General features: G+C 36.7%; 11 protein-coding genes. 1 reads left to right on the forward strand and 10 read right to left on the reverse strand.

Translation table 11 applies throughout. From position 1 onward, the window contains the following. Positions 1-68 precede the first annotated feature (68 nt). From RBB45_RS18370 to RBB45_RS18405, 8 genes are all read right to left on the reverse strand, one after another. Entirely contained in the window at positions 69-1,058 is a 990-nt protein-coding gene (locus tag RBB45_RS18370) for an arsenic resistance protein (protein WP_082138368.1), read from the reverse strand. 289 nt (positions 1,059-1,347) lie between these two features. Then, positions 1,348-2,766, reverse strand: a complete 1,419-nt coding sequence (lpdA, locus tag RBB45_RS18375; protein ID WP_306010085.1) for a dihydrolipoyl dehydrogenase — start codon at positions 2,764-2,766, stop codon at positions 1,348-1,350. 235 nt (positions 2,767-3,001) lie between these two features. Beyond that, a complete protein-coding gene (locus RBB45_RS18380; RefSeq protein ID WP_047943207.1) occupies positions 3,002-5,401 on the reverse strand; it encodes a heavy metal translocating P-type ATPase in 2,400 nt (799 codons plus the stop codon). Further along, positions 5,394-5,759, reverse strand: a complete 366-nt coding sequence (locus RBB45_RS18385) for an ArsR/SmtB family transcription factor (RefSeq protein WP_047943206.1) — start codon at positions 5,757-5,759, stop codon at positions 5,394-5,396. Before RBB45_RS18385 ends, RBB45_RS18380 begins: the two co-directional genes overlap by 8 nt. Positions 5,760-6,161: 402 nt before the next feature. Beyond that, positions 6,162-7,421, reverse strand: coding sequence for a CYP152 family fatty-acid peroxygenase CypC (gene cypC, locus RBB45_RS18390; RefSeq protein WP_047943205.1), 1,260 nt, complete (start codon positions 7,419-7,421; stop codon positions 6,162-6,164). Between the two features lie 257 nt (positions 7,422-7,678). After that, positions 7,679-7,909, reverse strand: a complete 231-nt coding sequence (locus RBB45_RS18395; RefSeq protein WP_047943204.1) for a hypothetical protein — start codon at positions 7,907-7,909, stop codon at positions 7,679-7,681. Positions 7,910-8,047: 138 nt separating this feature from the next. Further along, entirely contained in the window at positions 8,048-8,251 is a 204-nt protein-coding gene (locus RBB45_RS18400; protein WP_047943203.1) for a hypothetical protein, read from the reverse strand. Positions 8,252-8,524: 273 nt separating this feature from the next. Continuing rightward, a complete protein-coding gene (locus RBB45_RS18405; protein WP_285844056.1) occupies positions 8,525-11,491 on the reverse strand; it encodes a Tn3 family transposase in 2,967 nt (988 codons plus the stop codon). A gap of 81 nt (positions 11,492-11,572) precedes the next feature. Here RBB45_RS18405 and RBB45_RS18410 point away from each other — a divergent pair, with 81 nt between their 5' ends. Then, positions 11,573-12,448: a Tle-like phospholipase domain-containing protein gene (locus RBB45_RS18410; RefSeq protein WP_306010086.1), complete on the forward strand. Its 876-nt coding sequence runs from the start codon at positions 11,573-11,575 to the stop codon at positions 12,446-12,448. 144 nt (positions 12,449-12,592) lie between these two features. Here RBB45_RS18410 and RBB45_RS18415 read toward each other — a convergent pair whose 3' ends face one another. Together RBB45_RS18415 and RBB45_RS18420 are read right to left on the reverse strand one after the other, a co-directional pair. Further along, positions 12,593-12,964, reverse strand: coding sequence for a hypothetical protein (locus RBB45_RS18415; protein ID WP_306010087.1), 372 nt, complete (start codon positions 12,962-12,964; stop codon positions 12,593-12,595). 10 nt (positions 12,965-12,974) lie between these two features. After that, positions 12,975-13,148, reverse strand: a complete 174-nt coding sequence (locus RBB45_RS18420) for an aspartyl-phosphate phosphatase Spo0E family protein (RefSeq protein ID WP_306010088.1) — start codon at positions 13,146-13,148, stop codon at positions 12,975-12,977. Between the last annotated feature and the right edge of the window lies 1 nt (position 13,149).

Here is a 13,149-nt window from a genome sequence, read left to right on the forward strand (position 1 = left end):
ACTGGTTTAGTAAAAGAAGAAACTATTGATATATTCATTTCCCTCTCTCAATCAAACATTAATATTACTTAAAGTCCCTCTTTGTAATCAGTATGATCTTTCAGTATCAATTTAGGTATAGCCTTGATATAGAATAATTCTCCGATCAACTCCACAATGGTCTGTGTAACAATCACAGCTGCAGCTAACGTTGCCCAAGAATCGGGTAAAGCTAATGCTAAAGGAAGAACTACAAGGGAGTTCCTTGTTCCAGTACTAAAGATTAATGCTCTTCCTGCACCTATATCTAATTTGAACACAAATGCGATAAAACGCGATATAAATGGTGTAATGATTAAAAACAAAATATATATCGGAATCACACGCACAATAATTTCGAAATCACTGTATACCTTACCAATTTGGGAAGTCACTACCACAATTAATACTAAAGCCATAAATGGTACGGGGAACCACGTTGTAATATCTAATACCTTCTCACCTAGTGCTGTCTTTTTAGCCCACAATTGAGTAATGATCGCTAATATTAAAGGCGTAACTATTAGTAATAAAAAAGCTTCTAGGAATGGCTCTATATGAACAACTCCTCCCATTTCTTCACCTATAAATAGCCATAAATACAATGGAAGTAATATCATTTGTACTACAAACAAAATAGGCGTGGAAGCTAACATTAATTTCTCATTTCCCTTTCCAAGTTGAGTAAAGACTATTACGTAGTCAATACATGGCGTAAGTAAAACCAAACAAACGCCTAATAAAATTGGTGGAGATTGTGGAAATATCATTGTTAATATCCAAACAATTATAGGCACAGCTATAAAATTTCCAATTAGTAATGCCGCCATGAATCTGAGATTTGAAATTGCCTCACGTAGTTTTAAGAATGGAATTTGTGCAAACATTCCATACATGAGAATGGCTATGAGTGGCGAAATAGCCCAATCTAAGCCTTTTCCTAAATCCTCGTTTGAGATACCTAGAATCCCTCCAAACAGAAGCGATATACCATAGATCCAAATTTGTTGATTTTCTAACTTTTCTCTAGTAATATTCACTTTTAAAATCATCCTTTATTAATACTATCTTTTCGAATTGTTTCTCAGTTAAGTAAGCTTTTATCTTTTTCAAAATACCTTCATTCTTCTATCACGTTTTAACAACAAGTGCCATTTGAATGAACCTTTGTGAAACATTCCGACCAAGTAAGACATTCACACTTCAATCCATTCTTTAATACATCCAACATTAATGATTTCCATTAATCGTCACTCCAAAATAAATAATTCGACCTGCACGTATGATTGTGCAGGCCTAGTTAAATTAAATATGCTCTAACTGTTCGAATTATTTTTTATTCAGCATATGAATAGCATGTCCCATAACGCCTTCAGCTGCTTCCATGAGTGGTTCAGGTAAAGTTGGGTGTGCATGAATTGTAAGGCTGAGATCTTCTGCCGTTGCCCCTGACTCAATTGCAAAAACTGCTTCAGCAATAAGAGATGATACTTCTGGCCCTACCATTTGTACACCTAAAACCCGATTAGATTCTTTATCCGCCACAACTTGTACAAAACCCTCGGCATCCGAAACAGATAAAGCTCTGCCGTTAGCTTGGAATGGAAAACGGCTAGAGACCGTTTCATATCCTTCTTCCTTTGCTTCCTTCTCCGTTAAACCTGTATAGGCTACTTCAGGATCGCTAAAAATAACAAAAGGCATTGCCTGAAAATCAATTACACTTTTTAGCCCACTTATTACCTCTGCAGCTATCTTACCTTCATAACTAGCTTTATGAGCAAGGAGGTAACCACCAGCACAGTCCCCGATCGCATATACATGTTCAACATTTGTTTGACATGTATTATTTATCTTAATAAAACCGCGTTGATCTAATTCAACCCCGATATTTTCCAATCCAACTTTTCCTGTGTTCGGTTTTCTTCCAATGGAAACTAAGCAATAATCCCCTTTAATTATCTCTTCCTTCCCATTAACCTGAACTTGAACATTTACTTCATCGCCTGTATTTTCTCCACCTTGGACTAAAGCATTCGTTATAACTGTGATTCCAAGTTCCTTTAAATGACGTTTTACTACATTTGTAAGCATAGGGTCCGTACCTGGAAGAATTGTATCTGATCCTTCAAGGATGGTCACTTTAGCTCCGAATTTAGCATAAGCAGTACCCAATTCCAAACCGATATAACCACCACCTACTACAACTAAATGTTTTGGTACTTCTTGAAGCATCAATGCCTCAGTTGAAGAGATAATTCTTTTTCTATCAAATGGCATACTTTTTAACTCAGTAGGTAATGATCCTATCGCAAGGATTAAGTCTTTGTATGAAAAGAATTTTTCTTCGTTACCAATTTTGATTTTGGCAACATAGGGTTCAGTAAGATAAGCTTCCCCACTAATGACTTCCACTCCATTGCCTTTCAGTAAAGTCCGAACTCCATTCGTTAGTTTATTTACTATACCGTCCTTCCACTTCACTACTTCTGGCATCTCTACTTCAACTTCACCAGAAACCTTTATTCCCATTGAGTTGGCATGTTTTATGTGTTTTACTCGTTCAGAAGCACTAATAAGAGCCTTTGAAGGTATACAACCACGGTTAAGGCAAACCCCTCCTAGTTCTGCTTTATCCACCAAAACCACTTTTTTCCCTAACTGAGCAGCACGTATGGCAGCTACATAACCTCCTGATCCTGCGCCTATAACTAACAGATCTACATCATTTTTTCCTTCAACAGTCATTTCAGTTTCCTCCTTCGATTTTATAAAGAATGAAAAGAATTATTTTAAATTAAGGATGAAAGCGTTTTTGTCCCATGTGGATACCAATATGTAATATAAAAGCTGCTGTTTTACTTATACCCAATCTTTCCATTTTTAATTAGGCTGGATATTTAGAAGTTATACTATTAATGAGATCATTTTTAGAAAAGGGCTTTCCAATCTGTCTGGAAAGCCCTTTTTAGCCCTTTTCCCTTTATTCTTTCACTCTCATTAGTCGCAAACCATTTAGTGCTACCAGAAGGGTTGCACCCATATCAGAAAGGATAGCAATCCAGAGCGTTAACCAACCTGGGATAACCAATAGTAAGGCAATAAATTTAATAGCAATTGCAAAAGTAATGTTAGCTTTGATTATATTTAGAGTTTTTCGGCTAAGTTTTACAGTGAATGGAAGTTTTCTTAAATCGTCTCCCATAAGAGCCACGTCTGCCGTTTCCAGGGCTGTGTCTGTACCAGCTCCACCCATTGCAATACCAACTGTTGAGGCCGCCAATGCAGGTGCATCATTGACACCATCTCCTACCATAGCTACATTGCCATACTCGGATCTTAACTGTTTAATAAAGTCTAATTTGTCCTGTGGCATTAATTCTGCCTCAATATCAGATACTCCAACCTGCCCTCCGATAGCATTAGCAGTACCTTTGTTATCACCTGTAAGCATAATTGTTTTTTTGATTCCAAGTTGATGTAACTTTTGAATAATTTCCTTACTTGATTCACGAACTTCATCAGCAACTGCAATAACTGCAAGTATTTCTTTTTCGGTTCCAATAATCATGGCTGTCTTACCTTGATTTTGAAGTGTAGTAACATTTTGTTCTAAGTCTTTATCGAAATTAGAAATTGCTAATTCTTTAAAGAGTTTCGGACTTCCAATGTAATAAGTAGTCCCGTTTACAATACCTTTGATACCCTTACCTGTAATAGAAGAGAAGTCCTCTACCTGTACGTCAGAATAAGAAATGTTCTCCTCTTCTGCTTTTTTCATAATCGCAGATGCAAGTGGATGCTGAGAACGATACTCTAATGCAGTAATGATGGATAGTAATTCTTTTTCATTTATCTGTTTGTTCAACACATTAAAATCAGTTACAGCTGGGACACCTTTTGTTAATGTACCTGTTTTATCAAATGCAATAGCCTTTAAGGCACCCATTTCTTCTAAATACACTCCGCCTTTTACAAGGACACCTTTTTTTGCGGCATTCCCAATCGCTGAAACGATAGAAATCGGAGTCGATATGACCAACGCACAAGGACAACCAACAACAAGAACAGCTAATCCTTGATAAACCCATGTTTCCCAACTACCATCAAAGAATATAGGAGGGACGATAGCAACTAATGCTGCAATGATCATAATGATCGGTGTGTAATATTTTGCAAATTTATCGACAAATGCTTGCGAAGGAGCCCGTTCTCCTTGTGCTTCCTCTACAAGATGAATAATTTTAGAAATCGTTGTATCTTCTACAAGTTTCGTTATTTTTACTTCAAGTAATCCTTCTTCATTTAATGTACCTGCAAATACTTCATCATCAACTGTTTTCTCAACAGGGACTGATTCACCGGTAATAGCTGCTTGGTTGACTGCAGAGTAGCCACTTACGACTACACCATCCATCGCAATCTTTTGACCAGGTTTGACAATCATAATATCCCCAACAGCAATATCATCGACATGAATCATTATTTCTTGCCCATTACGTCTAACGAGTGCCTCTTTAGGAGCGATATCCATTAATGAACGAATCGATTGTCTTGCTCTGTCCATAGAGAATCGCTCAAGTGCTTCACTGATTGCAAAGAGAATAACAACAATGGCAACTTCTGCCCATTCTCCAATAATAGCACCACCTATAACAGCTACTGTCATAAGGGTTTTCATGTCAAATTCAAAGCGTAGTAAATTTTTCAAACCGACTTTAAAAAGTGACAACCCTCCAATAATCATGGATGCTAAAAACAATAAGGTAGTAACAATGTTCTCTTCTCCGTTCACAGACGAGGAAAGGTAACCAAAAGCAATCAATAAGGAAGCATAAAGTAGAGTACTATGCTTTTTATAAAACGGCACTTTTTCTTCTTTCGTATCTTCTTTTACCTCTTGTGAAACTTGGCGAGCCGATTTTTCAGGAGTCACTTTAAGATTTTCGAATGCACCGGCTTTTTCTAGTTCTTCAATTGTTGCATCACCGTAAACAGATATCTTAGATGCACCAAAATTTACTTTTGCATCCTGAACTCCTGGAAGCTGTTTTACGTTATTCTCAAATTTCCCAGCACAGTTTGCACATGTAAATCCTTCAACACGGTAAACATTTTTATCCTCTTTAACCTCTTGTTTAGCTTCCCGCCTTGGTTTTTCAGGAGCCACTTTAAGGTTCTCAAATGCACCAGCTTTTTCTAGTTCTTCAATCGTTGTATCACCGTAAACGGATATCTTAGATGCACCAAAATTCACTTTTGCATCTTGAACTCCTGGAAGTTTTTTAACATTTTTTTCAAACTTCCCTGCACAATTTGCGCATGTAAACCCCTGAACGCGATAAACATTTTTTTCAGCCTCTAATGCTTTTGCTTCAGACAATTTTTACAACCTCCTTCTGATGTGCAAATGCAACCTGTATTAGTTGCTTTACATGATCATCATCTAATGAATAGTAAACTAACTTACCTTCTTTTCGATATTTAGCTAATCCAAGATTTTTAAGTAACCTCAAATGATGAGATGTTGTGGCAGTTGTAGCACCAACAATATTTGCTACATCACATACACACAATTCATCTTCCAAAGAAAGAGTATACGCAATCTTAATCCTAGTATCATCCGATAAAGCTTTAAAAACTTTGGCTACATCCATAGGATTTTGTTGGAGTAGTTCATTTTTACCTCTTTTGACTTTTTCTTCATCTATACACGTAACTTCACATGCATCATATTGCAAATTTTTCACCTCATATCAATCAAATATTCATTTGAATATTATTATATGTGAACAAAAACAAATAGTCAAATATACGTTTGAATATAATTTGCATAAAAAGCAGGTTTTCTTTAGTTTGCAGTAATTAATTATTCTTATAACTAAATTTAATTTCCTTTTTATGTTGGATACACTAGAAATATTGTCAGGGTGCCAGTTTTAAAACTTGAAGAGTTTTTCAATATAAAAAGCCCAATTTATCTCTTTATTAGAGAAAAATAGGCTTTGCGGCTGACTCTCCATTAATTAAGGTGTCTTCCTTATAAAACAGACTTCTGTGATTAAGAAATCAACTTTTGTCATTTATCTTGTTCGGCAAAAGGCGTACTTAATAAGCTAATTATCTACGAAAATTTAGTGTAATTATAACTTTCGTTTAACATTCTTTATCACTACTTTGCTATGGGGAATACTTGGCATGCTCACCATGCTGTAACTTAAATCCTGGTTAGGAATTTCATATTCCATACGCTTGGCCAGATAATCAAGACTTACTTTCATGACTTCAATGGTGACCCACTCTCCAGCACAGCGATGACCCATAAAGTAATCACCACCACCCTGCGGAATGAAGCCAAATGGGCTTCCTTCCCATTTAGCAAACCGATCAGGACTGAACAAATCTGGGTTTTCCCAAATTTCAGGGTCATGATTTGTGCCATAAAGATCCAGTAAAGTTAATGTGCCTTCTTCAAATTTATAGCCGTTCCAGGTGAAATCTTTTTTTACCAATGCTACGACAAACGGAAAAAACGGATAAAAACGGCGAACTTCCTGTACAAACATCTGAGCATATTTTTCATCACGGGATTCAAGTTTCTCCCTTTCTTCCGGATAATGATACAATGCCAGCGCAGTGAAATTGATGAATATAGCGATCGCCACAATAGGTCTCAAGATATTGATCACTTCCACAGCAGCAGTCTCGGTATCCAAAAGATTCCCTTCTAAATCGCGATGCCAGGCAAATATATGTAAAGCTGTATCTTCTGGAGGATTTATTTCCTCATTACGCACCTTATCAACTAACTCACCAATCCAATTTTCTACTTTATTTCTTGCATTTCTCGCTAGCCAATGATTTGGACCAACGGCAGCCGGAGACTCGAACATCGCCGCCAAGTCTTTTGTCAATTCCTTAACATCGTCTTCTTCCAACGGGACACCTGCCCACTGGCAGGCTGTTCTGCATAGGATTTCTTTTACTTCTTCATAAAGAATAACTTCATCCATCTGTCCCCATTTATTTAGTGCTGTCTTCCACTGTATTTTTGTAATGTTTGTTAAGTTTTGAAGTCCTTTAGGAGACATGATGGACATAAACATTTCTTTCCGATGTTTGTGATCTTGTCCATCCAATGCCTGCACACCATTCTTCCCAAACAATGTTTGAACCGCCCGGTTCGGTGCTGCATCTTTCCTTTTGAATTTTTCAGTGTCATAAAAAACTTTCGCAGCTTCCTTTCCTACCATGCAAATCGCTTTCTTTCCTAGCAATCGTGTCTCAAATATATCAGAATTAAAACTTTTACGTCTGTTCAAAATGTACATGTATCCTTCTCTCATAAGGCTTAAGCTATGATCTATGCCCTCTTCCCGAGGCATTTGATTTGTATCTGCCATATCATTCATCTCCATTTTCATTAGTGATGTTTTTATTCTTTGTAACTTTTCCCTATTTACTCATAAAAAAACTTGAATCACATACCACATATTGAACATTATCAAGATAAAGAAAATGGCTGCCGACTTTGTCGACAGCCTGAGACCCTAATCCAAATTAGGGTCTTTTTATTTTTTTTGTTTATTCTGAGTGTGCCCTGTTTAAAATGTAGTAAAATCAATGGGTTGTTTCGACTGGAAGATCCTTTTATACTAAATTAACAGCAATCTATATTTGATTTTTTCATCATTTTCTTACAATCTTTCATTTTCATTTTTCCATTTTTTGTCATTTCACAACAATCCATTTGACAGTTCATTTCCTCACACATTTCCATACATTCTTTTTTTGATTGACAACAATCCATCTCTTCCGATTGTGCTGCATAAACAGAACCACTAAATGCCATCACTACTAAAAATGCTAAAGAAAATATTATTTTTCTCAACCCTTTTCCCCCTTATGTAAAAATGATTGATGTGTCCAATGGTATTATACTATACCGCTAATTAACACTCACTAGATTTCTAACACTACAAACATAAGAAACGAGAGCTTAGGATAACAAGCTCCCGTTTTAATAGAATTAGTAAGCTTTATATTGGTTGAACACCTGATCCACCACAACAACCACATCTTTTGCCACCATGACAACACGGACAACATCCACTTCCCTGACAATGAGGACATCCTCTCCCACTACAACAACAGCACATACCAGCACCACCACAATAACGACAACATCCTGCGCCTTGGCAGCAATGACATTTATGCATACATACACCTCCATAAGATAACCACGCATAGTATATATATTTACTTGGTGTCAAGTTTAAACATGCCTATCTAAATTAATAATTTAGTTATAATAAATACTCTATACATTTCTAGTTATCACCCCCTTAATCGCTAAGGGGGTTCAAATTGTCACAATTTATGGTCATTTAACATCTAATTTTTGATTTTTGGTGATGTTTTTCATAGTGACCCCTTATTCTTTAAATCGTTTCCGGACCCCATGACGGTAAGTTTCTCTTTAAAAAGAAAAGATATATCGTAATTCTTAGGAAGATCTTTCAATTGGCAGACGTTCTTGCATGTTTAGCTTAAATGTCCCATACGGGTTTACATGGGCATAGATTAATGGTGTTAAGGCTCTAAAATCCTCAGGAGTTAACTTTTGAAGAAGAGATTTATTTTGTTCCAAAAGTACCTCTTGAATCATCAGTGTATTAATTAACACCAAACAGTTTTGAAGAAGATGGAGAGCAAGTACAGCGACTTCTTGATCTTCCATTCGGTTTGTTTGAATTTCTCCTCCTTTTCCGTAAAAAATAAAGCTATTGGCTGAGTTCCAGTTTTCAACGACATTTAACCCTTCATGGATTTCTCTTCGGACTTCTTCTGATGATAAATACTCACAAAGGAAGATCGTTTTTAACACTTTTCCTAATTCGCTGAGTGCCCGATACGTTGGATGCCCACTATTACGAGTGAAACGCTTGAGAATCGCCTCTGTTTCAGCTGTACCCAATCGTAAAGCAGTTGCATATTTAATCATTTGATCATACTGTTGTTCAATTAAACTCCATTTAATCGCTCTTGTTAAAACAGGCTGTAAGTTTGGATATGAGTCTTGCATGCCTACATCTGGACGATACAGTTTTTGAGCATGAATGGCTTTAAATCTCGGCATTAGTTGGAATCCAAGCAAATGACAAAAAGCGAAGGCAACTTCACTTTGACCGTGTGTATCCACGTAGTTTTTTTCTACTTCCATATTTGTGCAATGACGAAGTAACCCTTCGATCATAGAAGCTACTTCTGATGAAGAACAGGATTTTAGTTGCGAATAAATACATGTAGAGTTCTTTTCCACGTGCCAATAAATCATTACTCCACGTCCCCTATATCGAATATGCCATTCAGTCAACAAGTTCTGATCCCAAGCCCCAAACTTTTTACTATCAGACGCACATGCAGTTGTTCCTTCACCCCATACTTCTGTTACACGAGCATCTAGAATGGCATTGGTTACCTTTGAAATGGCTTGCCGTAGGTTCTCTTTATGGATGAATTTCCGCCGTACATAGAGTAAGTCCTTGTAACTTCCCCCATGTTCACCAGCCGCAATTCGCTTTAATCCTGTGTTTGTTCCCAATCCATATAAGCAAAGAATAAGTCTTCGTTGCAGTGTTTCCTTATCAAGGATCTCACGATTACCTAGCGTTTGGAACACATCTGTCAGATGTACACGTAAATCTACCTCTTTTAAAATATCCAAAAGATTGGTCATGGGCCAACGCTTCATGACCTCTGCCTTTACGAGATTTAGGTTAACCGGTTCAGCCTGTGCCTGTAAAGGTGACACAGAAATCCAGCCATTTCCCTTACTCAATATACGTACCTTGGAGTTATTTTTAACACTTCTATTTAATTTCTCGAGAGCCGTATTCATACTCTGTTTCAGTTCGTGAATAAGTGTTTGTACTTCAAGGGGCTTACAAAGCGCTTCATAATGTTTTTCTCTATTTTGTTCAAAATCTTTTGGTAAATCTTCCTCTGGGTTTCTATACCGATCAGCTCCGACTACCCATACTTCTTTACAACGTAATCGATCTCGCAGAGCTTGGAGTACACAGATTTCATAATTCATTCGGTTTACACGGTTTGTTTCTTTATCAATGACCGTATCAATCCAACCTGGCTTAACGATTCCTTCAATTGGGATATAATCTGTTTCATTATATGTATACTGATTGGTAAGCTTATATTGTGTAAGTAAATCAATTGCATCTATCACAGGTCGATGCACATCATTATTGGATTGAAATTCTAGAATATCAAGTAAAGCTGGAACCATTCTTCTGTAATGAGTACCGTAGGAGGATCTCATAACAGTATGTACTTTTTGTTTATAGGAGGGACCTGTATGTTTCATTTCCTTCACAATATCTTTTAATTTATCTTCGCCTACGACAGGAAATAAAACATCTCGCACAATACCGTCTGGTTGTTCCACTGCCTTTTCAGCCATGCGGAACAATACGTTTGTCTTCCCACTTACTTTACGAAAATCCCGTAAAAATTCTTTTTCTACTTTTCGTTCCGCCCGAGCACCGATTCGATGAACAATTTGGATAATGAGCTCAACTAAGTTATCCGTAATTTCTCTACCTCTACACCAAAAGAAAGCTGCCAACAAAGTATAACGGATCGGATCAGGATGCCTGCGCAACTCTCTAATATCTTCAGAAACAGCTCGCTGTCTGTACGTTCGGATCATCTTGGGTGAAACACCGTAGAATAAATTTGGTGGAAGCTGTATATCTCGTACTGTTCGTAGTTTTTCTATCTCTTGAAATAAACTGTCTAACCCGATTCTTCCAGGATCAGATACAAGCTCTCGGAAACTAAGAATGGTTTGATCTTTTTCTATCTGTTCTGTATGGGACCAAGTACGTATAAACGTATCTAACTTAGATTGAGAGTGATCAGAAAGTTTAGAGTAAATGGATTGAGAAATCCGGTCCTCATACTGATAAATGGCTGACTTGATGTTTCGCTCTAAATGGTCATGAGCTGGGGGAACAATTTGTTGTTTTCTTAGGTGATGTAGTACATGTTTTCTTACTCTGTCTATTTGTAGCTCCTGCGGTAAGATGTTAGCCTGAAGCCAGGATTTTACTTGTTCCATATCAGTAAGGGTGCTGTCCCTAAATCCCATGTAATCGCGAATTTGAGCACGATGATATTTAATTGACCTTCCGTCCCAATCGTACGCTTGAAATAAATCCGCAGGTACATCTACTTGCTTGGCAATGTATTGAATAACATCTTTACTTATTTCCTGTTTCCCTTTTGGAAAACGTCCCTGATATTGAAAGAACTTTAGTAGAACGGCAAACCCCAGTCGTGTTCCTCCATATCTGTTTCCGAGTAAACGCATTTCTTCTGGAATAACGGTAAAATGTTCAATAAGTTCTTCTAAGTCCCAATTTTGCTTCACTTTGTTTTTCCTCCTTATCATACGTATCAGCAAAATCTTATAGGAATTCAGAATATAAAAAAAGTCCCTAGAGTCAGGACTGAATCAATAAAAAGATTTACTTTGCCCCTGGTTGCACGAACGCTGGTACTGGGCCATAGAGTTGGTAAAGATACCGATGCGGAAATCGCAGCATATATCAACAAGTATCATGGTGGGGGTAGAGATGATAAATATGAGGTCATCGCTTCTGTAGATGTTAATTCTAATCCTAAGCATCCAATGGGTAAGCCTGTTAATAATCTTGAGCCAAGCGGATTTAAGGCCTTAGCTGTTGTTAAAAAACCTGCCGTAGGTTCACCTGAAGGAAAGGTTTATATTGCATTTGCAGGAACTCAAAATGAAGAAGACGATCATTCAGATGTGAAGAACGCATTGGTATCCTTAAATGAAAATCCGCCTGCACAGAGTTATCATGCTCATCTATTCCTTAACTGGCTCTATCTACAAAATCCAACATATCAAGGCTACAAGTGGTATTTTACAGGCCACTCTTTAGGCGGGTGGTTAGCATCCAAAACTTATCTAGATGTCCGTTCTGCCAGATCGCTAGTTAATATCGAACCTTTTACAAATCGTGGTCCCATCAAAAAGGATAAGATTAGTGGTGTTTACACATTTAATGCATTACCGGTGTCTAAAGCTCAGATGGGATCTACTCAGTGGAATGCAAATATTAATGGCACTTATAATACAGACGTAAAAAATTTGTTTATAGATAATGAATGGTTAAATAGTATTTATGATATGCATGATGACAAGATAAATTATGTGGGTGTGACTGGAGCAGTAAACAAAGGAATCCCTTACTATACAGCTAATTTATATTTTCCAACCAGTTTAGCATTTAATCTAATGGATTACTGGGCCTTTAATAAAAATAACATGATTGTGGAGTATCACAGTTTGAAATACCTTAAATATTCTACTTATCATTAAATTTTTCTTCAAAAAGCGTATTGTACCTAATACGCTTTTTTATTAAATCTTTAATCTTCACAGTAGCGCATACTGGATAAAAGCTATACTTCAGGGTGTGATTACTTAAAAATAAACCAGATTAATCTTGGTTTAGAAAGCGTATTAAATTAATGAATCAGCAGCTCTTCTCCATTCCCTTTGATAAATTTCATATTCTTCCTCTATCCATGACAATAATGTTTGTTCGATTTGCTTCACATAACTGGAATTTCTTGTATCAAACAACAAACGCTTTGTAAATGGAATTCTTAGTATATCATTAATCACCAAACGAACACTTATCGATTCATAATCCTCATATGGTTCAATTTGATACTGGCAGCGAAAGTAGAATTGGGTACAATTCAAATTAAGATATATAGGGAATAGCTTAATCTTTCTATTTAGATATTCTGCAAAACTTTCCCCAATCACCTTTAATTCAAATTCTCCTATATTTTCTTGTTTGTTATAGTTTGAAGTTAGGTACCACATTTGTTCACCTCTAACTGGATCGTCTATCTTTTGTATAGATATCTTTATTCATCATCTGGCACATAGCAATAATTTCGTCGAGTTCTTGGGATGCTTTGATGACTAACGGATCCGTTAGCATTTTATCTTTGCTGAGTAGAAAAAGCTCTTTTCTTTTAATCTCAACTTCTTGAAATAAGTTCATC

The organism is Bacillus sp. MMSF_3328 (genome assembly GCF_030733525.1).
GTDB classification, from domain to species: domain Bacteria; phylum Bacillota; class Bacilli; order Bacillales; family Cytobacillaceae; genus Bacillus_AB; species Bacillus_AB infantis.